General features: G+C 71.6%; 20 protein-coding genes, 1 other RNA gene and 3 pseudogenes. 13 read left to right on the top strand and 11 right to left on the bottom strand.

Translation table 11 applies throughout. The features are described from left to right. Positions 1 to 124 precede the first annotated feature (124 nt). Positions 125 to 583 (top strand): carboxymuconolactone decarboxylase family protein, encoded by a 459-nt coding sequence (locus DTL70_RS06840; protein ID WP_114020956.1) that lies wholly within the window; start codon positions 125 to 127, stop codon positions 581 to 583. Positions 584 to 710: 127 nt separating this feature from the next. Here the strand turns inward: DTL70_RS06840 and DTL70_RS06835 are convergent, their stop codons facing one another. Both DTL70_RS06835 and DTL70_RS06830 read right to left on the bottom strand, forming a co-directional pair. Continuing rightward, entirely contained in the window at positions 711 to 1748 is a 1038-nt protein-coding gene (locus DTL70_RS06835) for an ABC transporter permease subunit (RefSeq protein ID WP_114020955.1), read from the bottom strand. Continuing rightward, positions 1745 to 2749 carry an ABC transporter ATP-binding protein gene (locus DTL70_RS06830; RefSeq protein WP_114020954.1) on the bottom strand — a complete coding sequence of 335 codons (1005 nt, stop codon included), beginning with the start codon at positions 2747 to 2749 and terminating at the stop codon, positions 1745 to 1747. Before DTL70_RS06830 ends, DTL70_RS06835 begins: the two co-directional genes overlap by 4 nt. Before the next feature lie 308 nt (positions 2750 to 3057). Between DTL70_RS06830 and DTL70_RS06825 the strand changes: the two genes are divergently transcribed. Both DTL70_RS06825 and DTL70_RS06820 read left to right on the top strand, forming a co-directional pair. Beyond that, the gene (locus DTL70_RS06825; RefSeq protein WP_114021093.1) at positions 3058 to 4272 is read left to right on the top strand and encodes a sensor histidine kinase; all 1215 of its coding nucleotides are present in this window, start codon (positions 3058 to 3060) and stop codon (positions 4270 to 4272) included. Then, positions 4269 to 4925 carry a response regulator gene (locus tag DTL70_RS06820; RefSeq protein WP_114020953.1) on the top strand — a complete coding sequence of 219 codons (657 nt, stop codon included), beginning with the start codon at positions 4269 to 4271 and terminating at the stop codon, positions 4923 to 4925. The genes DTL70_RS06825 and DTL70_RS06820 overlap by 4 nt, the downstream gene beginning before the upstream one ends. Positions 4926 to 5046: 121 nt before the next feature. Here DTL70_RS06820 and DTL70_RS06815 read toward each other — a convergent pair whose 3' ends face one another. The 3 genes from DTL70_RS06815 to DTL70_RS06805 all read right to left on the bottom strand — a co-directional run bounded on the left by DTL70_RS06815 (position 5047) and on the right by DTL70_RS06805 (position 8808). Continuing rightward, positions 5047 to 6039, bottom strand: coding sequence for a small ribosomal subunit Rsm22 family protein (locus DTL70_RS06815; protein ID WP_114020952.1), 993 nt, complete (start codon positions 6037 to 6039; stop codon positions 5047 to 5049). Between the two features lie 103 nt (positions 6040 to 6142). Continuing rightward, positions 6143 to 7444, bottom strand: coding sequence for a serine hydrolase domain-containing protein (locus tag DTL70_RS06810; protein WP_245979071.1), 1302 nt, complete (start codon positions 7442 to 7444; stop codon positions 6143 to 6145). Next, the gene (locus tag DTL70_RS06805) at positions 7426 to 8808 is read right to left on the bottom strand and encodes a multidrug effflux MFS transporter (RefSeq protein WP_181860817.1); all 1383 of its coding nucleotides are present in this window, start codon (positions 8806 to 8808) and stop codon (positions 7426 to 7428) included. Before DTL70_RS06805 ends, DTL70_RS06810 begins: the two co-directional genes overlap by 19 nt. Before the next feature lie 187 nt (positions 8809 to 8995). Between DTL70_RS06805 and DTL70_RS06800 the strand changes: the two genes are divergently transcribed. The 4 genes from DTL70_RS06800 (at position 8996) to DTL70_RS06785 (ending at position 12785) form a co-directional block, all read left to right on the top strand. Continuing rightward, the gene (locus DTL70_RS06800) at positions 8996 to 9799 is read left to right on the top strand and encodes an SDR family oxidoreductase (protein WP_114020951.1); all 804 of its coding nucleotides are present in this window, start codon (positions 8996 to 8998) and stop codon (positions 9797 to 9799) included. 131 nt (positions 9800 to 9930) lie between these two features. Next, positions 9931 to 11166 carry an alpha-hydroxy-acid oxidizing protein gene (locus tag DTL70_RS06795; protein ID WP_114020950.1) on the top strand — a complete coding sequence of 412 codons (1236 nt, stop codon included), beginning with the start codon at positions 9931 to 9933 and terminating at the stop codon, positions 11164 to 11166. A gap of 83 nt (positions 11167 to 11249) precedes the next feature. Continuing rightward, an RNA gene (gene rnpB / locus DTL70_RS06790) (RNase P RNA component class A) lies at positions 11250 to 11662 on the top strand. A gap of 592 nt (positions 11663 to 12254) precedes the next feature. Further along, on the top strand, positions 12255 to 12785 hold the full coding sequence (locus DTL70_RS06785; RefSeq protein WP_114020949.1) for a DUF6221 family protein: 531 nt from the start codon (positions 12255 to 12257) through the stop codon (positions 12783 to 12785). 127 nt (positions 12786 to 12912) lie between these two features. Here DTL70_RS06785 and DTL70_RS06780 read toward each other — a convergent pair whose 3' ends face one another. The 5 genes from DTL70_RS06780 to DTL70_RS06765 all read right to left on the bottom strand — a co-directional run bounded on the left by DTL70_RS06780 (position 12913) and on the right by DTL70_RS06765 (position 16540). Then, positions 12913 to 13440 (bottom strand): hypothetical protein, encoded by a 528-nt coding sequence (locus tag DTL70_RS06780; RefSeq protein ID WP_114020948.1) that lies wholly within the window; start codon positions 13438 to 13440, stop codon positions 12913 to 12915. Between the two features lie 625 nt (positions 13441 to 14065). After that, the gene (locus DTL70_RS33205) at positions 14066 to 14593 is read right to left on the bottom strand and encodes a hypothetical protein (RefSeq protein WP_147266740.1); all 528 of its coding nucleotides are present in this window, start codon (positions 14591 to 14593) and stop codon (positions 14066 to 14068) included. Between the two features lie 23 nt (positions 14594 to 14616). Further along, positions 14617 to 14895, bottom strand: coding sequence for a hypothetical protein (locus DTL70_RS06775; protein ID WP_114020947.1), 279 nt, complete (start codon positions 14893 to 14895; stop codon positions 14617 to 14619). Positions 14896 to 14906: 11 nt separating this feature from the next. Further along, positions 14907 to 15695, bottom strand: coding sequence for a hypothetical protein (locus DTL70_RS06770; RefSeq protein ID WP_114020946.1), 789 nt, complete (start codon positions 15693 to 15695; stop codon positions 14907 to 14909). 164 nt (positions 15696 to 15859) lie between these two features. Further along, positions 15860 to 16540 (bottom strand): zinc finger domain-containing protein, encoded by a 681-nt coding sequence (locus DTL70_RS06765; RefSeq protein ID WP_114020945.1) that lies wholly within the window; start codon positions 16538 to 16540, stop codon positions 15860 to 15862. Positions 16541 to 16803: 263 nt separating this feature from the next. Between DTL70_RS06765 and DTL70_RS06760 the strand changes: the two genes are divergently transcribed. After that, entirely contained in the window at positions 16804 to 17733 is a 930-nt protein-coding gene (locus tag DTL70_RS06760) for a transporter (protein WP_114020944.1), read from the top strand. Between the two features lie 93 nt (positions 17734 to 17826). Here the strand turns inward: DTL70_RS06760 and DTL70_RS06755 are convergent. Beyond that, positions 17827 to 18575, bottom strand: a pseudogene (locus DTL70_RS06755) (DNA-methyltransferase). A 624-nt stretch (positions 18576 to 19199) separates the two neighbouring features. Here DTL70_RS06755 and DTL70_RS06745 point away from each other — a divergent pair. The 5 genes and pseudogenes from DTL70_RS06745 to DTL70_RS06725 form a co-directional block, all read left to right on the top strand. Further along, positions 19200 to 20337, top strand: a pseudogene (locus tag DTL70_RS06745) (C40 family peptidase). A 52-nt stretch (positions 20338 to 20389) separates the two neighbouring features. Beyond that, positions 20390 to 20724: pseudogene (locus tag DTL70_RS06740) on the top strand (DUF6112 family protein). Beyond that, positions 20724 to 21410: a hypothetical protein gene (locus DTL70_RS06735; protein WP_114020943.1), complete on the top strand. Its 687-nt coding sequence runs from the start codon at positions 20724 to 20726 to the stop codon at positions 21408 to 21410. The pseudogene DTL70_RS06740 and the gene DTL70_RS06735 overlap by 1 nt, the downstream one beginning before the upstream one ends. Positions 21411 to 21443: 33 nt before the next feature. After that, positions 21444 to 22808, top strand: coding sequence for an SCO6881 family protein (locus DTL70_RS06730; RefSeq protein ID WP_425470323.1), 1365 nt, complete (start codon positions 21444 to 21446; stop codon positions 22806 to 22808). 22 nt (positions 22809 to 22830) lie between these two features. Next, on the top strand, positions 22831 to 22924 hold a 94-nt coding region (locus DTL70_RS06725; RefSeq protein ID WP_147266738.1), incomplete at its 3' end, for a transposase.

The following is a 22924-nucleotide window of genomic DNA, read 5'->3' as shown; positions in this document are numbered from 1 at the left end:
CCGGCATGTGCGGGGCGCCGGTTCCGTTACTCGGGGCCCGTCGGCTCGTCTCCCTGACGAGAGGGCGCGGCGCCCCGGGTACCGCAGGGGGCGCCGCGCCGTGGCGCACGAGCGAGGAGGAACGATGGCACGTCTCGACATGGGGAGCGCGGCTCCCGAGCCCTACAAGGCGCTCGGCCAGGCCCAGGGCGCGCTCGACACCGGGCCGCTGGACGCGACGGTGCGCGAACTCGCCAAGATCCGCGCCTCCCAGCTCAACGGCTGTGTCTTCTGCGTGGTCCTGCACACCCGCCAGGCGCGCGGGGCGGGCGAGAGCCAGGACCGGCTCGACCAACTGCCGGTGTGGGAGGAGTCGGAGCTGTTCACCGCGCGGGAGCGGGCCGCCCTCGCCTACACCGAGGCGGTCACCCGGCAGGTGCGGGTGGCCGAGACCCTGTGGCAGGAGGTGTGCGAGCACTTCCCCGACGAGGCGGAGCGCGGCCACCTCGTCGCCCAGGTCGCCCTGATCAACGCCTTCAACCGGCTGGGCGTCCCCCTGGAGATGAAGCCGGCACCGGCGCCGGGCGGCTCGCGGCGGGCCTGAGCGAGCGGCCCGACGTCGGTGCCGGCCCGGGCTGGGCAGCGGCGGGACGCGGCCGGTGCGGGCGCGGGTCCGCACGCGCCGAGGGCCGGCTCGTCCTCGAGCCGGCCCCTCGGTGTCCTGGCGTGTGTCACAGCAGTCGCCCGCGGCCCCAGGTCAGGACGAAGACGACGACGGCGGCGGTGACGGCGAGCATGAGGCCGGCTCCGAGCCACTGCATCGTGTGCATCTGGGAGACGGGCAGGTAGTCGACGGCCCGGCCGATGACGTCCTTGGACTCCAGGCACGCGGTGTGCGCCTTGGTGTGCTCCTGCTGAGCCAGGCAGGTCATCCAGTCCAGCTTCTGGCCCGAGCTGGTGAGGAAGTAGGCGCCCTGGCCCTGCTGCACCGCCTGGTCGGGCAGGGTCGGAAGCCCGCCATCGCCGCCGCCCCGGGTGGTGGCCGTCATGACGTTGCCCAGGTCCAGGCGGAACCGGTCCCACACCACGCTGAGCGCCCCGACGACGCCGAGCGTGACCACCATCGAGACCAGCGTGCGGCGCAGCACCATGCCGACCGCCACGCCCACCGAGAACGTGAGCAGCGCGTAGGCCACCGGCACGGGCCCCGTGCCGTCGAAGAACACGCTGCTGGTCCACTCCAGGGTGTCGGCGCGGCCCCTGAGCGGGCTCCACCACCAGGTGAAGACCGCGCCGAGGACAGCGGTGCACAGCGCGATCAGCCCGGCGGTCATGGCGAGCTTCGTGGTGAGCCACCGCAGCCGGCTCACGGACTGGGAGGTCACCAGCTTGGCGGTGCCGGACTCCAGGTCACCGGCGATCAGCGGGGCGCCGAGGAAGACACCGAGCAGGACGGGGACGTAGCCCAGGAAACTTCCGAAGGTGAACAGGCGGTTGGTGTACTTCTCGAAGTCGGGCGGCAGACCGTCCGACTTCCTCCCGGACGCGTCCAGGGCGTTCAGCTGGTCCATCATCTGCCCGCGCAGCCAGACCATGGCGACCACGCCCACGAGGGTGAGGCCGATGAGGGTCCAGTACGCGGCGCGGTGCTGGCGCCACACGAGCCAGGCCGTACCGGAGAGCCGGGGTCCGAACCGCCGGGAGGCGCGTCCTTCGCGGGGCGGCACCGCGGGTGCCGAGGGGGTCAGGTCGAGGGTGGGGGTCGTCATGCTGTCACCGTCTCGGGCTGGTCGCGGGTGAGGATGTCGTGGATGTCGCCGGGCCGGGCGCTGGGGGCGATCAGCGCAGGCACGTCGGGCGACCGCAGATAGCCGAGGAGAAGCTCCTCCAGGGTGGGTGGCGCGGCCGGCCCGCCGTACTCGACCGGCCCGCCGAGGCGCACCAGGACGCCGGTCCTGCCCTCCTCGCCACGGGCCCCGACGGCGCCGCGGGACTCGATGACCCGGTGCGGTGCGAGGTGCGGCGGCGGGCCGCCGTCCGGGGCGGCGAGCAGGGCGTGCGCGGCGCGCAGTTCCTCGACCTCGCCCGCGAGCCGCAGTCCGCCGTCCGCGACGACGAGGAGGTAGTCGCAGATGTACTGGAGCTCGGCGAGCATGTGCGAGGACACCAGTACCGTCGTGCCGTGCTGCGCGGCCTCCGCCGTCAGCGTCTCCATGAGTTCGCGGCGGACCAGCGGGTCCAGATCGGACATCGGCTCGTCGAGGATGAGCAGGTCGGGGCGTTTCCCGAAGGCCAGCGCGAAGGCGACGCGGGTGCGCTGCCCGCCGGACAGGGTCCCGATCCGCGCCGTCAGCGGCACCTGGCCGGCGCTGACGATCCCTTCCGCGACGCCCTGGTCCCAGCGGGGGTTGAGCTCGTGGCCGAGCCGCAGGGTGTCGGCCACGGTGAAGCGCCGGAACAGCGGCTTCTCCTGGGACAGGAACGCGGTGCGCCGGACCGCCCCCTGCGAACCCGGTGCCTCGCCGAGCACCCGCAGGGCGCCGGTCGTCGGCTGGACCATGTGTGTGACCAGGCCCATCAGGGTCGACTTGCCCGCCCCGTTGGGGCCGACGAGGCCGCACACCCGCCCCGCGGGCAGCCGGAAGGAGACCTCGCGCAACGCCCAGCCGCGCCGGTACTTCTTGCCGAGCCCGTGGGCCTCGATCGCCGACGTGCCGGCGGGGTGCGCGTACCCCGCCGGGCCCGGGTGGTGGGTGGCTGAGTGGTTCACGTGGGGCTCCTGTGCGTACGAACGTGCGGGTGGGGGGAAGCGGGCTGCCCGAGGTCTGTGCAGCCGGCTGCCTGAGGTCCGCGCGGCCGCCGTCGAGGCCGAGGGCCCGGCGGCGGGACGCGGCGTGCGGCGTCCCGCCGAACCGTGGTGGGCCGTGACCATGACATGCTCCTCGGGTGAGGGAAGGCGAACGCCGCCCGGTGAGCACCACTCTTCTCCGCCGCGCTCCGCGGCGGATCGGGCGAAAGACAGATCTTGCGCGACCGGCTCCGACTTTCGGCCGGTCGGCGGGGAGCACGGTGAAGACGATGGCGGAGGCGGCGGACGGAGCGGCCGCGCCCACGGCGGCGCGTGGCCAGGTCCGGGCGCGGGCACTGCCCGTTCCGGTATGGGCGCTGCTGATCGTGGGACTGGTCGCCCTCGTGGCGCTGGACTGGGCGGCCGGTTTCTACTGGATCGCGGAGCACGGCACCACCAAGCTGGTCGGCGCGCTCCTGGCGGTCGGCCTCGTCGTGGCCTCGCCCCGGCTCGGCAACCGGACACTGCCGGTGGCCGCCTGCGCACTCGCTGCCGTATCGCTGTGTCTCTCGGTGTGGCTGCGCCTGGAGATGCCGACCGGATCGCAGGCGATGGGGTTCGCCGAGCCGGCGGCGCTGGTGTGGCTGCTACTGATCGTCGCCCGCCGCGGGCAGGCGTCGTGGGCGACGGCCGCCGCCCCCGTGCTGTGGCTGGCGATCGTGCTGCGGCCCGTGTCGGTCGCGTTCCGGCAGTCCACCTTCATCATGGCGCTGCTCTTCGCGCTGGCGGCGGTCACGGCGCTGGGCGTCGGCCTCGGGATGCGACTGCTCCTGGCGGACCGGCGCAGGCAGGCGGCGGCCCTCAGGCTGGAGCAGCGGACCGAGTTCGCCAGGGACCTGCACGACTTCGTCGCCCACCACGTGACCGGCATCGTCGTCCAGGCACAGGGAGCCCAGGTGGTGGCGGGCCGGCGGCCCGAACTCCTGCCGCCCGCGCTGGAACGCATCGAGCAGGCCGGAACGGAGGCGCTGACCTCCATGCGGCGCATGGTCGGGATGCTGCGCGACGCCGAGTCGGACGTGGCGCTGACACCGCTGGCGGGCATCGACGAGGTGCGCACGCTCGTCGAGGAGTTCTCGACGATCGGTGGCGCCCGGGCCCGGCTGGAGTCGGAGGGCACCTTCGACGACCTGCCGGTAGAGGTCACCACCACCGCCCACCGGGTGGTGATGGAAGCCCTCACCAACGTACGCAAGCACGCACAGGGCTGCACCGAGGTGCGGGTGCGCGTGGCCCGCTCCGCGGACCGGGTCGCCGTACGGGTCAGCGACGACGGGCGGGCGCGCCACGTGTCCGACAGCGGCTTCGGGCTGCGGGGCCTGGCCGAGCGGGTGGGCCTGATCGGCGGAACCGTGCAGGCGGGCCCGGTGACCACGGGCGGCTGGGGCGTCGAGGCGACGCTACCGGTGACACCGGCGTCCACGGCGCGGGCGGCGGCCTCGTGACGATCCGGGTGCTGATCGCCGACGACCAGGCCATGGTCCGTGCCGGGTTCGCTATGGTCCTGGCAGCGGAGGACGACATCGACGTCGTCGCGGAGGCCGAGGACGGGGTGCACGCCGTCGAACTCGCCGAGCGCCACAGGCCCGACGTGGCGCTCATGGACATCCGTATGCCCCGCATGGACGGGCTGGAGGCGCTGCGCAGACTGACCCGGCCCGGCACCGTGCACCCGCCGAAGGTCGTCGTGGTCACGACGTTCGACGACGACGCGTACGTGCAACGCGCCCTGAGCGAGGGCGCGTCCGGCTTCCTGCTCAAGGACTCGGGGCCCGCTCTCCTCGTCGAGGCCGTCAGAGCGGCGGCCTCGGGCGAGGCCCTGGTGAGCCCGGCCATCACGGTCCGGCTGCTGGAGCGCCTCAACAGCGCGGGACCCTCCCCGCGCGCGCCGCACACGGCGCTCTCCCCACGGGAGGAGGCCCTGGTGCGGCTGGTGGCCAGAGGACTCACCAACGCCGAGATCGCCACCGAACTGACCATCTCGGTGGGCACGGTGAAGACCCACCTGACCAACGTGCAGACCAAGCTGAACGCCCGCAACCGCGTGGAGATCGCCGCCTGGGCCTGGGAATCAGGGCTGGTGGACGGACGAAGGTGACCGGCCGTCGGGGCTCTGGGCGCGACCTCGGGGGCCTCGGGAGGGGTGACCTCCGGTCCGATCTCCGGCCCCCTCCGGACCCCTTCGGGTCTCTTCTGGGGCTTTTCGGGGCCGAGCCGGTTCACCAGGTGCCGCCCCAGTCGGTCTTGCGGGCGGCCCGGTAGGTGTCGGCGCCGTCGCGCTTGGTGACGGTGCGGCGGGTGAGGCCGCCCTCGGGCGCGCAGAGGTCCAAGAGCACCTGGCCCTTGCGCAGCAGCGGCTTGCGGACCACGCGCGCCGGGCCACCGGCGCCCGCGGCCTCGCCGAGGTCGCCCCGGACGGCTGCCACGTAGCTGTACTTCTCGTCCTCGTAGGCGAGTTCGCCGCCCTTCACCCGCCGGTGGAGGGAGGAGCGGGCGACCCGCACGGCGAAGTGGCACCAGTCCTGGCCGACCACGAGCGGGCAGGCGTCGTCGTGCGGACAGGGCGCCAGCACGCGCAGGCCCGCCGCCAGCAGCGCGTCGCGGGCCTCGCGGATGCGCAGGTAGCCGTCCGGGGTGCCGGGCTCCACGAGGACGACCGCGCCCCGCGCCGCACGGGCCGCCGCGTCCACGACCGCGCGCCGGTCCTCGGCGTCCAGCTCACCCAGCACGTACGAGGCCGTCACCAGGTCGGCAGGCTCCATGGCCGGCACGGAGCCGCGCAGCGACCCGGCCCGCCAGGCGGTCTCCCGTACGGCGTCGGCGGACGAGGCCAGCTCGCGGCCGAGAGCGAGCGCGGGCTCCGCCCAGTCGAGGACCGTCGTCGCCCTCGGCGCCGTCCGCGAGGTCTCCCACACGTGCGCCGCGGCCCATACCGCCGCGCCGGTGCCGCCGCCGATGTCCAGGTGGGAGGCGGGCGCCCAGCCCGGTGCCCGGGCGGCGAGGGCGTCCAGCGCGGCGGACGCGGCGGCGAAGGTGGCGGGCATGCGGTAGGCGGCGTACGCCACCGCGTCCGCGCGCCGGCGCAGCACGGGCGCGCCGGTGGGCGTCTCGCCCCGGTAGTGGCCGATCAGCCGCTCCACGGCGGCCGACGCCTGCCGCGCGGGCAGCCCGTCCACGAGGGCGGCGAGCGCGCCGCGCAGTTCTTGCTCCATCACGAAACCAGTGTAGGAAGTCGCGGCGTGTCGCCCGCCGCCTCGCCCTGGCGGCCCGGCACCTCGCTCCGGGAGCCCGCCGCCTCGCCCCGGCGGTACGCGCTCAGCGCACCGCCCGGGCCAGTCTGGTGGCCGCCGCCGCGCGGGGGCGGCTGTCGGCGGGCCTGCGCACCGGGTGCACCGTGTTGGCCAGCAGCACCAGGAAGGTGTCGGTCACGGGGTCGAGGACGAGGCTGGTGCCGGTGAAGCCGGTGTGCCCGGCGGCCCGGGAGGCGGGGGTGGTCCGGGAGGCGGGGGTGGAGGCGGTCCCGGCCCCTGGCTGGGCCCCGGTCCTTGGCTCGGCCCCGGTCTCGTTCTCGGACGGGGTGCCGGCACCGGACGCCGGGCCGGGCGCGGGCCCGGGGGGTGGTGTCGCCAGTTCGCCCATGAACCAGGCGGCGCCGGTCTGGAAGCCGAGGCCCGGCGGGTCGAGCAGGGCGGACACCGAGGAGGGGGCCAGGATGCGGGCCGGGCCGTAGGCCCCGCCGGTCAGCAGCGTGCGGCACAGGACGGCCAGGTCGTGGGCGGTGGAGAAGAGCCCGGCGTGCCCGGCGACGCCGCCCATGGCGTAGGCGTTCTCGTCGTGGACGCGTCCGTGCACCAGGCCGCGGTTGAGCTTGGCCCAGGGTTTGCGCTGGTCCTCCGTGGCGGCGATGTGGGGGCGCCAGGAGCGGGGCGGGCTGAAGCGGGTCCTGGTCATGCCGAGCGGCTTGGTGATGCCGTCGCGTACCAGGGCGTCCAGGGCCCGGCCGGTGACCTGGTAGAGCACCCGTTCGAGCAAGAGCAGGTTGAGGTCCGAGTACAGGTGCCGGCCGCCGGGCTCGGTGAGGGGCTTCTCCGACCACAGCAGCGCGGCGTGCTCGGCGGTGTTGTGCTCGTAGAAGGGCAGCTCGGCCCGTAGCCCCGAGGTGTGGGTGAGCAGGTGGCGCACGGTGATGCCGTGGTCGGTGACCAGCCCGGCACGCGGGTCGGCGTACTCGATAACGAGCGCGTCCAGGTCGAGGGCGCCGCGCTCGACCTGCTGGAGGGCGGCGACGGCGGTGAACAGCTTGGTGAGGGAGGCCACGTCGAAGACGGTGCCGGGCCGCATCGGCAGCCACTTCTCCCGCGGCAGTTCGACGGGCCGCCCGGCCCCGGGGTCCCAGGCGGCGTACCGCAGCGCCCATCCGGCCGCGTGCTCGACGGCGACGTACGGGCCGCGGCCGGCCAGCACGACGGCGCCCGCGCACCATCCGGTGGCGGGCAGCCGGTCGATGTCGCCGGTCAGGTCGGCCAGGTGTTCGGTGGCGAGCCCGGCCTTGCGCTGGAAGCGGCGCCGCTCGGCGCCCTCCAGCGAGGCCGCGCTCTTCAGTCGCGTACGCGCCATGGGCGGCAGAGTCCCACGAAGGCGAGCGCGGCGAGTGCCACCGCGCTGAACTGGACGAGCGCCATGGGCACGGCCGTCTGCTCCCCCGCGACGCCCACCAGCGGCGAGGCGAGAGCACCGACGAGGAACTGCGTGGTGCCCAGCAGCGCCGAGGCGGACCCGGCGGAGTGCGGGGTGCGCATCAGGGCCTGCGAGTTGGCGTTGGGCATGATCAGACCCATCCCGGACATCAGCACGCACAGGCCCGTCGCCAGCGGCGCGAGTCCGACCTCGCCGAACACGCCGGTCGTCATCACCAGCAGCGCCACCGTGGCGGCGCCCACCATGCACAGCCCGAACGCCAGCACCCGGTCCAGGGAGACCCGGCCGACCAGCACCTTGCCGTTGAGCTGCCCGAAGGCGACGATGCCGATCGAGTTGACCATGAACAGCAGGCTGAAGGTCTGCGGCGACGCACCGTAGATCTCCTGCATGACGAACGGCGACGCCGACACGTAGGAGAACAGGGCGGCGAAGGCCAGGCTGCCGGTCAGCAGATAGCCGGCGAAGACCCGGTCGGCCAGCAGCGCGCGCATGCTGCGCAGCGCGTCGGCCAGCCCGCCCCTGTGCCGCTGCTCGGCCGGCAGCGTCTCCGGCAGCTTGCGCGCAACGACCAGGACGAGCAGCAGCCCGATGGCGGAGAGGATGACGAAGACGCCCCGCCAGTCGGTGAAGCGCAGCACCTGACCGCCCAGGACGGGCGCGAGGATCGGCGCGACGCCGGAGATCAGCATGAGGGTGGAGAAGAAGCGGGCCATCGCCAGCCCGTCGTACAGGTCGCGGACCACGGCCCGCGCGATCACCACCCCGGCCGCACCGGCGAGCCCCTGGACGAGCCGGCAGACGGTGAGCGTCGCGGCGGTCGGTGCCAGCGCGCACGCCACACCCGCCACGACGTAGGCGCTCATGCCGATCAGCAGCGGGCGGCGCCGCCCAAACCTGTCGCTCATCGGGCCGACGATCAGCTGGCCGACGGCGAGCCCGATCAGGCAGGCCGTGAGGGTGAGCTGTGCGGTGGCGGCGGGCACGTGGAGCGCGCCGCCGACCTCCGGCAGCGCCGGGAGGTACATGTCGATGGACAGGGGCGGAAGCGCGGTGAGCCCGCCGAGGATGAGGGTGATCAGCAGTCCCGCGCGGCGGCGGCGCGTCAGGCCTGGCGCGGAGGGGGCTGTTCCGGCGGCGGAGGCCGGTGCGCGACGGGAGGAGGCGGGAGACGGGTGCGGGTGCGGGTGCGCGGACTGCGGGTGGAGCGGGGGCTCGTGGTGCGGGGGCTGCGAGGTCTCGGCGGGTATTGCGGCCGGTTGCTGGGGGCCGGGGCTGGTCATGCACCTCTCCAGGAGATTGTCACGGGCGCGAACATTCTCCCAGGCTTTCCGGCACCGGCCCATATCTTTGTTCGCCGACCCCCTCCCCACCTGGCCGGAAACGGGCCCGGGAACGGGCCCGGAGACGGGCCCGGAGACGAACCCCACACCGGACGGCGGCGCGCAGGACCCCGCGTACGCTGCGCCCATGACGCAGGAGCACCAGCAGCAGCACGACAACCACGACGCGCCCGCCCCGGCCCCCCGGCACAGCACCGCGGTGGTCACCGGCGCGGGCTCCGGCATCGGGCGGGCCGTCGCTCTGGAGCTGGCCGATGCCGGCTGGTCGGTGGCGCTGGCCGGCCGCAGGCACGCGGCGCTGGAGGAGACCGCCACGCTCGCCGGCGGCGACGCGAGCACCCTGTGCGTGGCCACCGACGTCACGGAACCGGCGGCGGTCACCGCCCTCTTCGAGACGGTGCGCGACACCTGGGGGCGGCTCGACCTGCTCTTCAACAACGCGGGCACCTTCGGGCCCGGCGTACCGCTGGAGGACCTCACCTTCGAGCAGTGGCGCCACGTCGTCGACGTCAACCTGCACGGCGCCTTCCTGTGCGCCCAGGGCGCCTTTCGGCTGATGCGGGATCAGCACCCCCAGGGAGGCCGCATCATCAACAACGGCTCCCTGTCCGCGCACACCCCGCGCCCCGGCTCCCTCGCCTACACCGCCACCAAGCACGCCGTCACCGGCCTGACCAAGTCCCTGTCCCTGGACGGCCGTCCGTACGACATCGCCTGCGGCCAGATCGACATCGGCAACGCCGCCACCGAGATGACCGCCGCCATGACCCGGGGCGTGCCCCAGGCCGACGGCAGCGTCGCGGCGGAACCCACCATGGACGCCGCCGACGTCGCCCGCACCGTGCGCCACATGGCCTCCCTGCCCAGGGAGGCCAACGTCCAGTTCGCGACGGTGATGGCCACGAAGATGCCCTACATCGGGCGCGGCTGAACCGGATACGGGCCGCGCACGCCACCCTCGGACCTGAGGCCGAGATCACGTTCCCCGGACCGTCCCCGCTGTGGCCTGAGCGGGCCGCGGCGCAGCAGACTCGGCGCGCAGCGACCGTGAAGGAGCCCACCGTGACCGACCCCGCGCCCACGTCCTCCCCCGACCCCACACCCACCCCGGCCCCCGCGCACTTCGCGAACTACCAGAACGAGATCTACCTGCACGGCCTCGAGGACCGCGTACCCCCGTTCACCACCGACGGCACGGCCCTCGGCGCCTCGGCCCGCGCCCACCTCGACGCCGGCGCCTTCGGCTACCTCGCGGGCTCCGCCGGCTCCGGCGCCACCCACCGCGCCAACCGGGAGGCGTTCGACCGTCACCGGCTCGTCCCGCGCATGCTCACCGACGCGACCCACCGCGACCTGCGCACCATCGTGCTGGGCACCCCGATGCCCGCGCCCGTGCTGCTCGCGCCGCTCGGGGTGCAGTCGATCGTGCACCCGGACGCCGAGCCGGCCACCGCGCGCGCCGCGGCCTCGCTCGGGCTGACGATGACGCTGTCCACCGCCTCGTCCCACACCCTCGAAGACGTCGCGGAAGCCGGCGACGACAGCGGCGCAGACGGCGCGGGGGCGTCGCGCTGGTTCCAGCTCTACTGGCCGAACGACGACGAGGTGTGCGCCAGCATCCTCGGGCGGGCGCGCCGTGCCGGGTACACCACGCTCGTCGTCACCCTCGACACCTGGACGCTGGCCTGGCGTCCACAGGACCTGGACCGGGCCTACCTGCCGTTCATCCGGGGCGTCGGCACGGCGATCCCGTTCTCCGACCCGGCCTTCCGCGCGGGGCTGGCCAAGCCTCCCGAGGAGGACCTGGCCGCGGCGGTGCTGCGCTGGGTGCCGATGTTCACCGGGACGGACAGGTCGTGGGACAGGCTGCCGTTCCTGCGGGAGCACTGGGACGGCCCGATCGTCCTCAAGGGCATCCAGCACCCGGACGACGCCCGCCGCGCCGCCGACGCGGGCATGGACGGCATCGTCGTCTCCAACCACGGGGGCCGCCAGGTCGACGGCGCGATGGCGTCACTGGACGCGCTGCCCGCAGCCGTACGGGCGCTCGAAGGCACGGGCGTGGAGGTGCTGTTCGACTCGGGGATCCGCACCGGCGCCGACGTGCTCAAGGCGCTCGCGCTGGGCGCCCGCGCCGTGCTGGTCGGACGGCCGTTCGCCTACGGTCTCGCGCACGGCGGCGAGGACGGCGTACGCCACGTGCTGCGCTCCCTGCTGGCCGACCTCGACCTCACGCTGGGCCTGACGGGCCACCGCACACCGGACGAGCTCACCCCCGACGACCTCCACCTGCGCTGAGGCCCCCTCGGGGGCCCGGCCGCGGCGGGCGCCGGGCGTGCGGTGCTCCGCCGGTCGCCGGGTAGCATGGGCGGCACGGCGGACGAGCCGGCCGGACGGTCGCGTCGAGGGAGCGAGCCGCTTCCTCGCCGAGGAACGTCCGGGCTCCACAGGGCAGGATGGTGGGTAACGCCCACCCGGGGTGACCCGCGGGACAGTGCCACAGAAAGCAGACCGCCGGTGCCGTATCCGTACGGCTACCGGTAAGGGTGAAACGGTGGTGTAAGAGACCACCAGCGCCCAGGGCGACCTGGGCGGCTCGGTAAACCCCATCCGGAGCAAGGTCAAGAGGGGCCGCACTCGCGGCTCTGCGCGGACGACCGAGGGCTGCCCGCCCGAGTCCGCGGGTAGACCGCACGAGGCCGGTGGCAACACCGGCCCTAGATGGATGACCGTCGCCTCCGGGCGCCGCAAGGCCCCGAAGGAACAGAACCCGGCGTACAGGCCGACTCGTCCGCCCCCACCTGGGGCTTCACCCTGGAAAGGGCCTCTGACCAGCGACGGAGGCCCTTTCCAGGCTTTCACACCCTTACTGCTTTACGCGGCTCGAAGTCCCTCACAAGTCCCTCGGACAGAGCTGAAAGTCCCTGAAAAGTCCCTGGCGGACTCCACCTCCAGCCCTGGTGGGGAAAGGTCCGGCGCCACGCTCATCCGCCTTCCTCAGCCTGCCCGGAGGGGGCCTGGGCACGTGGCTCGCTGGCCCCAGCGCGTGCCGCATCTCTGCTGCACGCAGAACCTACGACCTGCGCATTACGAGCACGTTAGTGCCCACGCCGCGCTATGTTGAGCGATGCTCCATGGTGCCGTTTTCGCAGATCAGAGCACTCATCGCGGTCCCGCTCTTCATGCCCCGTGTTGCACCGTCCAAAGGCGTCCGCGCTCCCCTTGCGCTCCCCCATGAGCAGAGAGTCGCACGCGAAGCCCGGACCGTGACTCATGCGTGCGTCAGTTGCCAGTCTTGTCGGGGGTGCACAAACTGACCTGCGTGTTGGCTCTCCGTCGTGAATATCGCCAACATGCTGCCGCTCTGCTCCAGGTACCGTGCCCGGATGGCGACGAACAAGTATGAAGCACTGTGTGCCGGTGAGCTGTGTACCACCTGGGTGCCGCCCGGTGGTGGTGTTCTGGTCCGCGGCGAGCGCGGATGGCTGACCTACTGCCCGGACGACGACCCGGCTCTCGGCGCGCGCCGTCTCACGGTCGATCCCGAGGATCGGCCGCACGAGGCGGTGGTCGCGTTCCTGCACGCGCGGCTGGGCGAGGAAGAAGCGACCGCTGGAGCGGCATGGATCACGGAGTGGCGGCACTGGCCGCCACGCAGCCAGAACGTTGTGGACGGCCACGATGAGCTTGTGGTCACTTGCCCGGAGCGCGGCATCGCTGACCATATTGCAACCTGGGGCCCGACCGCAGCGCTGGAGAACGCCGACAGCCGCCGCATGGTCCTGGATCTGTACGAGGATGCGCAGCCCGGCCCCGCACGCGAGGGGCTGCTGGACGCAGTCAGGGCCCTGGCGATGGCTTACCGCTACCACCCGGACTACGACACAGCCTGGACCTTGCGCCGACCACGTTCTTGAGCATCGACGCTTGGGCCGTGTCCCGTCGCCAGGGGCACGGAAGGTGGAACCCGGGTGTCGGTCAAGGCCGCATGGCAGGGCGAGGGTTGGGCTGTATCGGCGCCGATCACGTCTCCGCGGTCTTCTTTCAGCACTCGGTGTTCAACGCAGCACGCGCAGCGATCTGGAAGTCCAGGTCCGGCTGTCGCTTGGCCACGGCTGCCGCTTTGAAGCGCTGGTTGAACTCATCCAGGCGCCCGTGCCCGACCTCGCGGGCAGCGGCCACCCAGGCCATCATGGCGCGTTGTATCTCGACCATCGCGGTTCGCAGGTCGTGCGCGGCTTCTGCCGCCGACGCCGGTCCCGCCACCGCGACGGCCGCTGCGGCGGCGCTGAACTCGGTCCACGCCTCATGATCCGCGACGAAGCCGACCTGCCACTCCTCGGGGGTACTTTCCTCCGTCCATAAGCAGTCGGCCAGTTTCCACTGCGCGGCGGCGAGTCGCTTTGTCGCGGAGATGTCCGCCACGTACGCGTCCCGACGGGTTTCGTCACGCCAGCGCCTTCGCTCCTCCTTGCGCTGGTTGCGCTGCTCCAACGCGGACAGCCAGCCGCCGCTCAGTCCGCCGATCGCGCCGATGGCCGCACCGATGACTGCCGCAGTACCCGAGTCCATGACAGGCCAGTGTCTACGCCCCAGCCAGCCATCACCACACTCCCGGCTGAGGGCCGTATCCGCACCTATGACCATGCGTTCGCGCGAGGCGCGCCGCACCACCTGGCCCACCCACCCGGGGCGGCTGCCGCCACATAACCTCGTCTTCGGTAGGGCCACCGGCTGGGAATGGTGGCGAGCAGGGGTGGTTCATACCGGTCAGACCACGCCGCGCGTTATCAGGAGGCCAGGCGGACGTCCTTCGGTCATTGCTCCGACGTCGGGCACGCTCCCGGCGTCGCGGTCGGCCAAGGTCATGAGCCGAAGTTCTCCGGTGGTTGCGTGCGTGCCCGTTCGGCGATGCAGGCCAGATCGCTGCGAACCCGGAATTCAATTGCAGTCACGGCGGCACGGACCGAGTCCGGCGGGACAACGTCCGGCGGCGGAGGCCGCAGGAGCGAGGCGTGCTGGGCGGCAGCCAGGGTCGGAGACAGCCTGGAGTCATCTGCCCGCTGCGCAGGATCCGGATCGATATAGCTGAGGGAGCGCAGCTCCGCGAGGGCTTTGTCGAGGGCATCCGGGCTTTCGGAGTGGCCTTCTTCGAGTTCCCTCGCAGATGGGGTCCGGCCGGGGAGGAAGCCTGCGGTCAGGGCTGCCAGGACCCCGCGGGCACGCCAGGTAAGCCGGGTACACGCATGGCCAGAGCGAAGAGAGCGGGGTCGTAGGGGAGCGCGGCTGGGGCGGCCCAGTCCGCCGCGTCTTCGGTGTCGCGGGCCTGCATGCGACAGGCTTCACGGGCCAGGGCTGCGGCAGCAGCTTGGCGGGGGAAGCCGAGTACATGGCCAGGGTGTCGACCGGGGTCGTAGGTTTGCCAGTCAGGAAGGGCGGCGTCGGCGGCGTCAGGGGTGTCATGGTATTCGCATCGCTGCATGAGGAGGCGGTCGGCGTACTTCTCGTTCACCTCTCGGGCGTGCACCCAGCCATCTCCGCGTACCTGCACTGAGACCAGTTCCTCGCGTGCTCTCGGCGGGTAATCAGTGGAAAGTTTGCAGCGCCGTTGCCTGCGGGTCTGGGCGGTACAACGCAGATGCCCGTAGGTGATCAAAAGGCGTCCGCGGATGAGGTACAGCCGACCGGCTTGCTGCCAGTCAGACGGGTCGATCTGTTCGGCCATGGTCGCGGGCTCGCTCACTGCGATCAGTTGGCGTTCATCATCGCTTCAAGGCCGTCCATTTCCCGGTGGTAGTGCGTGAGGTCGGCCAGCACGGGGTGCAGGGCGTGCCGGGCTTGCGCAGGGGTGATCTGACCGCTGTCAATCCGGTCCAGGAGTTCCAGGACGACGGGTAGTTCGATGGCGCCCCCGCGACCGGGAGCGTCTTTGCGTGGGCCGTGGTCATAGAGCACGCCTGCCGACCACTGGGCATCGGGGATCGTCACTTCGCCTGCTGTCAGGTCGGCGCGGTTAAGCCAAGGCATGGGATCTTCTCTCAGTCGTCGGTGTGCGGACCGGGAAGGACAGCGCGGTCAGGCACGGGGGCCGTGCACGCTCGGTCCTGCTGGGCGGCTGGCATTGGCAGGGCGAGTCCTGACAGGCCCAGCTCTGCAATGGCTCGTGGGTCGTGATCGCTGTCGATATCCACCTCGCCGCTCAGGGACGGCCCCTCGGGCTCGGCCCAGATCCAGCAGGCCCACCCCACGAGGTCCTCGCAGAAGTAGAGACTGCGGCCCTCGTCGAGTTCCACCCGCAGTTGCGCGGGAGCTGGAGCACTGCCGTCGGACTCCTCGTCGCCGGTGTATACATCGGCGACCCGGTAGCCCAGGTGTCGAAGATGTTCGGCTACTCCGTTGATGACCTCCCCGGCAGTTGTCGGCACGGCCGTAGCGCAGGACTCCTGCGACAGGGCTTCGATCACCGTCTGCGTGGAAGAAGTCTGCAACGCCTCCGACCGCGCGGTGAGGGCGGCGGTATCGATGTGCGGAGTGTGCTCTCCTGCCCAGGCCGCCAACGCATGGAGGCACTCCCCGAGGTGCTCGCTGGCGGCCTCCACCCGAGCTGCGACATGTGCCGCCTCCTGTGGGGTGCGAATGACGTACGGAGTGCGCACGCCCATGTCCAGCGCCTCGCCGAGTGCGGCGACCGTGCTGGCGAGCGCGCGGACCGCGACCGCGCTCATCGGGCGTTCCTCATCGAGGGCCCTGTCGGCGACCTCCCCATGCGAGGAGAACAGCTCGTCCTCGCTTGGCGGTGCTCCGGTCCCGGGCGCAACGGTCAGCACGAGATCAGGCTCATTCAACGGGCGTCCTCACTTCGGGCACAGCGCCTCCTGCGGCGGCTTCGAAGAGCCGCGGGGCTTGGAGGCAGGTCTCCGTCCGATGCTGGCATGGGCGTCCCTGTTCGCTTGTGTGGTCGTGTTCTGCCGGGGGTGCGGAGAAGCATGGGTCAGCGGTACGAGTGGGGCTCGCTTGCGATCTTCCCGCTGGAAGTACGGCACAGCTCCCCAACCGCTGCCCCGCAGTAGGAACAGGCCACCGTGCTCGCTGCCTCGGTGTGGAGCCACAGCTTCTCCCGGGGGACGTGCAGCTTGACCTGCTCCTCACCGTTCCGCCTCACGCAGCTCCCGCCGGGCAGGGCATCGCAATACGGACACGCCACCCCCAAGGTCCCGGCACGCAGCTCCTCCGCCGCTTTGCGGCGTTCCTGCTCGCGCACCGCCTGCCGCCGCAGCTCCTCCTCTTCGTCGATCCGGAGCGCGGCCATGTACCGGTCGTAAGAGTCGGGGTGGTTTCTGCAGGGGCCCTCACGGAGGTCCCGTCTGCACCAGCCGCCCTTCTTCTGCTCCGTAGCGCAGTGGAACCCCAGCGGCGTCTCGCAGTGATGGGGGCAGGGCCCGTGGAGGCGGGTGTTGTAGCGACAGGGCCGAAGGGTGGTGCGCCCAAGAACGCCGCATACGTCGTCAGAACGTGCTTCCTCGCCGATCCGCGCAAACTCCTCGGCCAAGTCCGGCAAGTCGCCTTCCTGGACCCGCTGCCGCCACCACGCCGGTACCGCCCGTACGGTCACCAGGCCGGTTTCATCAGCTTGGCACAGAGCATTGGGGACATCCGTGACGGTCGTCGGCATGGGCGCTCCGAGGTGAGGTGGAACCCGCCGGGCAGTGCGGGTGGTGGCGCTGCGGGAGAGGCTAAGAGGTACAAACCTCGGCTTGGTCCCTGGTCCACACGTGTGGCGGCCAGCAATCACCCCTCTGGAGCACTCCCGGGGCATCCCCTTGACCACTCGGGCAGTGTGCGTATCCTCCGGCCCCGGCCGCCGTCCCGGGGAATAAACGGGTAGCCGTGTCGATTCTCGCCCTGCAGTGATCACGCTGGAGCGGGGAGGAGTGCATGGGCGACCTGAAGGTCTTCCGGGTCAGAGGCGGCCGGGCGACGGAGATTCCGGGTGCGTCGGTGGCGGTTGAGCGGGAGTTGCAGTCCTTGATCGAGGCCAATATGGAGGCGATGCTCGGGATCCGGTTCCTGGCCTCGGAGCACCGGACCGGTCGGCGGCACCGGGGCCGGGTCGATTCCCTCGGGCTGGACGAGAGCGGCACCCCCGTGATCATCGAGTACAAGCGTTCGAGGGATCAGAACGTGATCAACCAGGCGCTGTCGTATCTGGTGTGGCTGCGGGATCACCGTCATGAGTTCGAGCGGCTGGTCGCCGACCGGCTCGGTGGGGAGGCGGCTGGGGCGGTGGACTGGAGCAATCCGCGGGTGATGTGCGTGGCCGGGGAGTTCACGTACCACGACACGGTGGCGGTCGAGGAGATCGGCCGCCGGATCGACCTGGTCTCCTACCGGATCTTCGATGACGTGCTTACGCTGCGGCTGATCGCCTCGGTCGCCGGCGCCGGAGGACCTTCCCCGCGCGCCAAGGCACCGACCTTTTCGAGCGAAACGGGGCCGGGGCCGGTACCGGCGGTGAGCGTGCCGCAGCAGCGGTTGGAGGGAGCCCCGGCGAAGGTGAAGGAGCTCTTCGGCGCGGTCGATGAGCGGTTGCTGCTGCCGGAGGGGGCGTGGATGGAGCCGCAGCAGCATTACCTGACCTACCGGCGGTTGCAGAAGTTCGCCTCCCTGCGGGTACTGCCGCGCAAGGAGGTCGTGGCTGTGAACCTGAAGCTGGATCCGGCGACGGTGGAGCTGGAGGAGGGCTTCACCCGGGACGTGACCAAGATCGGCTGTCTCGGTATCTCGGGGGTCGAGGTGAGTCTGCGCTCGCGCGGCGACCTGGAGCGCGCCGAGGACTTGATCCTGCGGAGCATCGCGGCCTCCTGACCACGCCGGACGAAGGGGCGGTCGCACACCGGTCTCGGGTGTGCGACCGCCCCTTCGCGCGTTCTGCCTTCCTCCCCGGTCTCTCGCCCGGGGTCACTCTTCGGGTCCGGCAAGGCCGAAGTCGTCCTGGGCCAGTTCGTCGGCCATGCGCTGTTCGGCGATGTCGGCGTAGTGGTCGGACAGCTCGATACCGACGAACTGCCGTCCCTCGCGCAGCGCGGCGACTCCGGTGGAGCCAGAGCCGGTGAAGGGGTCGAGGACGGTGCCGGCTTCGGGCAGATCTTCACCAGCTCCTGCATGACCTCGACCGGCTTCTGCGTGATGTGGACCCGTCCCTTGCGGGGCTGGCTGGCCTGGTAGAGGCCGGGGAGGTAGACGGGGTTGCGGTTGGCGTCGACGGGTCCCTTGGTGCCCCAGACGATGTACTCGCAGGACTGCTTGAGCCGTCCCTTCTGCGGGCGGGAGACCGGCTTGTGCCACGAGGCGATGCCCCGCCACGTCCACCCCGCCGCCTGTAGCGCATCGGTGGTGGTGGGAAGTTGGCGCCAGTCGGTGAAGACCAGGGCGGTGCCGGACTCGACGGTGGCCCGGTACGCCTCGGTCAGCAGCAGGGAGAGCCAGTACCCGTAGGAGCGCTGGTCGCGGTTCTCGCCGGGGAAGTTGGCGAGCTGGTGCCCGGCGTCCACGGCGGTGTACTTCGCCTTCGCGGTCCGCCCGGTGCGCTCGGAGCTGGTCCGGCCGCCGGAGTTGTAGGGCGGGTCGGTGATCAGGGCGTCCACGCTGGCGTCCGGGAGTTCGGACAGCACACTCAGCGCGTCGCCTCGGTGCAGGGTGTAGGGCATGACTGGGTTCTCTCTCAGGCAGTGGTGTGCGCACGTCCGACCCCACAGGGGGCGGGTGGGTGGCAGAGGAATACCCGGCGAATTGCCCCGGGCGTTCCGGGGGCTGGGGCCGATGCGCGCTGAAGAGTAGTGCGGGATTCCGGCCGCACCAAGCCAGAAGCGGGCCGCCATCAGCACCGGGGTCGGCTCGTTTGGTGCGGCCGGAATTCGTCTCTACAGTCTCGGCAAGCCCATCGGGAAGGAGTCCCTTCCGCCCCAGTTGAGCTGTGCTGATGCGTGTTGTGCCGCCCAACGGGCGGGCCGCTTCAGCGTGCTGTCGAACGTCTCCCGACCGGAGAAAGGGCGTCGTGGAATGTGGCGCGTGAGATTACCAGCGCGGCTTGCTGCCGCTCCCCGCTGAAGCGGTCCGGTGGCCAGGGTTAGCAGACCCCGGCCACCGGTTCCGCCACCCCTTGCAAGGGGATTTCGGATTCTTGACCGGCGCGGTGTCGGTGGCCTTTTCGACGAGAGCACCCGCACCGCGCCGCCTACGCCCAAGGAGTTGCCGATGTGGCACCCCCTGAAATGCCCGGCACCGCGGCCGGACGGTCGGCTCGCTTCCCCTCCGGTGACCGGTCCGCGCTCGTGAACAAGACCCTGGTGGCCGTCGGTGCGGTGGCGGTTGCGCCGATGCTGCTGATCGCTCCGCTGGCGATGGCGATGGCCGGCGCGCACGGCGCCGAAGCGGCCTGTAAAAGACGACGCGGGTGATCACATTGACGCTGCGGCGGTCTCCAAGCGGGTGCGCTCGATCCTCGACGGCGGCAAGGCCGGTTCGGTCCGCGTGTCCGGGCTCGATGCTCCCAAGGAGCAGGTCCCGAACGCCAAGAAGATACAGGCCACCGGCGTCGCGCTGAAGATTCCGCCCCGGGGGCAGGTGGTCGCGTTGGCCACCGCGTTGCAGGAGTCGGGTCTGCGGAACCTCAACTACGGCGACCGGGACAGCCTCGGGTTGTTCCAGCAACGGCCGAGCCAGGGCTGGGGCACCGCACAGCAGGTCCGCGATCCCGTGCACGCGGCGTCCTCGTTTTACACGCACCTGAAGAAGGTCTCGGGTTGGCAGTCCATGACCGTCGCCCAGGCCGCCCAGGCGGTCCAGGCGAGCGGGTTCCCCGACGCGTACGCGAAGTGGGAGCCGCTGGCCACGGCGCTCCAGAAGGCCCTCGCCAAGTCCCTCAACGGTGCCGGCGGTTCCGGTAAAGACACCGACAAGGGCAACGGCGACAAGGCTGATGCCCCTGCCGGGGGTGAGTGCGGCAACGAGAACGGGTCGTCGTTCGGCCCGATCCCGAAGGGGTCCGTCCCGAAGGGCTACACGATCCCGGCGGCGGCGCCCACGCCGGTGCGTAAGGCGATCCGTTGGGGTCTGGGGCAGCTTGGGACGCCGTACCAGTGGGGCGGCTCCTGCGCGGACGCGCACGGCAAGGATCCCATGGGCCGGTGCGACTGCTCCAGTCTGATGCAGGCGTCCTACAAGGCCGGCGGCATCAAGCTCTCCCGGACCACGTACACGCAGGTCAAGGAGGGCAAGGCGGTCAGTCCGAAGCGGCTGAAGCCTGGGGATCTGCTCTTCACCCGCGGCACGGCCGCCCGTCCGGAGCACGTCGGCATGTACATCGGGCACGGCCTGATCCTTCAGGCCCCGCGCACCGGTGACGTCACCAAGATCACCCGGCTCGCCGACTGGCAGCCCTCGATCCTCGCTGCGCGTCGCGTCACCTGACGCGCTCTCTCCCCTCCTCATTTCTCTCTCGCACGACCTCCGGGGCTTCCGCATGCCCGGATCCGAAACAGGAGTTCCCTTGAAACTCGCCCAGCATCTCCAGCACCTGGCCTACGACCCAGGCGTCTCGCCCAAGGGGGGTGGCCTGCCTGGTCTCGACGTGCTGAAGAAGGTGATCGGCTCGATCAACCTCTTCGGGATCATCGCCACCGTCGGGCCTTGGCCCTTTCGGCGGTGATCTGGGCCTGGGGCCACCACAGCGGCGGCCACCAGGCCGAGCAGAACGGCAAGAAGGGCACCACCATCGCCGCAGGCGTCGCCCTGCTCCTCGGGGCGGCGAACGGGATCGTCGCCTTCTTCTCCGCGATGGGGACGCAGGTCCACTGATGCCGACCTTGAAGAAACGATCCGCCCCCGCGCAGGTCTCCGCCGTCGCTCCGTCGTCGGTGCTCCGGCGCTCGGCGATGATCGCCGTCATCCTGACCGTGCTGCTGGCCGTCGCCGACTTCGTCGCCTACCTGACCCGGCCCGAGGCTCCGCAACCGCGAGCGGACGCCCACCCGAAACCCACCGCTTCGCCGCACTCCCCCGCGCCGCGTCCAGGAGCGGACGAGGCCGTCGCCGCGCCGCCGCACACAAATGACCCGGTGACGTTCGCGAAGGCGGCTACCAAGGCGCTGTGGACGTATGACACCCAGCGCTTCTCCCGGGCCGGACATCTGGCCGGACTCAAGCGGTGGATGACCGGCGAGAAGAAGTACGCCGACTGGAAGTCCGTGACCGGCGAGGTGCCGGGCAAGGCGCTGTGGTCGCGGATGCACGACAACCACCAGCACGCCACGGCGAAGGTGAGCGAGGGCCACTTCCCCGAGTCGTTCAAGACCGCCATGTCCCAGAACCCCGGCGGCATCACCGAGGCGTACGTCTACGCGGTCACCGTGACCGGCAAGCAGTCCATCGCCTGGAAGGGCTCGGGCGCCGGGGCCGAGCCCCGCTCGACCACCCTCGCCGTCCAGTGCCGGCCTCACCACGAGTGCGCGCTGTCGGGCGTGCTGCCGGAGGTCGCCCCATGACCGGCGAAACCACAATACGGAAGGAGATGCCCCGTGGGTGCCTGTGACCTTCCCCTGATGAACCACGTGTGCGGGGCAATCGGCGGCGTGGCCGGGAAGACTGGCGAGGTCATCACGGACGGCATCGGGGCCTGGATCGCCAAGTCCATGGGCGAGGTCGCCCAGTCCGCGGCCGACCTGGCCACCCGTGCGGTGGACAAGACCACCGCCGTGGACCTGAACGCCGAGTGGTTCCGGCACAACTACGAGCTAATCCTCCCCATCGGGCTCGTGCTCACCGTGGGGACGTTCTGTCTTCAGCTGACCCGTGCCGCCTGGCGCCGCGACGAGCGCGCGCTGGCACAGGCGGCGTTCGGGACGATGATCGGTGTCTTCTTCGCCTTTGCCGCCATCGCCTGCACCACCGTCGCGCTCACCGTGGTCGACGCCCTGTCGGCTGGGCTGTTCAAGGCGGCGAACTCCTCGGTCGACGATGCGATCCGCCGCGTGATCAAGGTGAACGAGCTGGGGGCGATGTACGGCCTGGGCTGGGGCGTGCCCGCGATCATCGCGCTGGGCTGCGCGGTCGGCGCGTTCTTGTACTGGGCCGTGATGGTCGCCCGCAAGGTCGGCATCCTGGTGCTCGTCACCCTCGCGGTCTTCGCTGGTGCGGGCGGGGGCTGGGAGGTCGCCAAGCGCTGGCGGCGCGGGTGGATCGAGGCCACCGCCACGCTCATCGTCAGCAAGCTGCTGATGACGATCGTCTTCCTCCTCGGCGTCTCCGCGATGGGCAAGTCCGACTCCGACGGCGGGATGGCGGCGCTCTCGGACGCCATGTCGGGCATGGTCGTCATGGTCCTCGTCCTGCTCTGCCCGTACGCAACCTACAAGTTCGTGCACTGGGCGGCCGACGGCGGCGGGCACGATGACCTGCACCGCTCCGGCGTCGCCGGGGTCGGTACGGCGGCCGGGGCGGCGAAGACCGCGGGGCAGCTCGCGATGCAGGCCAAGACCGGCGGCATGGCGCCGCAGGGTCCCTCGAAGGTCCCGGGCCAGGGTGCCGGCGGTGTCGCCTCGGGCATCGACCCGAGCGGCGGCTCCGGTGGCCAGGGCAAGCCGAAGCAGACCCACTTCCGCTTCGGCGAGGACCCAGACGCTGGAGGCGACAAGGGCCGCGCGCTCATCCGCCGCCCCCCGGCCGACGGCGACCAGGGCCAGCCCCTCATTCGCCGCCCCGGTCAGGAATCCGGTGCACGCTCCAGCGGCGGTGGCCAGGGCCCCTCCCACCGGTCGACGGGGACGGTGCGCCAGCCGTCTTCGGCGGGCGGGCCGCCGCCATCGAGCGGGCCGCCGCCGCAGGGCGGTGCCACACCGCAGCGGTGGGTCTACCCGGGCCCATCCGGTGATTCCGGCTGCTAGGCCGTGTCTGATAATTGATCTTGTGGTGGGTCGTGGTGAGCTGACGGATGCGGTGTGGGAGCGGATAGCCCCGCTGTTGCCTGGTGTGGATGGTCGTGGGCGGCCGTGGCGGGATC

Origin of the sequence: Streptomyces diacarni (assembly GCF_003323715.1) — a bacterium.
Classification (GTDB): domain Bacteria; phylum Actinomycetota; class Actinomycetes; order Streptomycetales; family Streptomycetaceae; genus Streptomyces; species Streptomyces diacarni.
This window is presented reverse-complemented; position numbering and strand designations above follow the sequence as displayed.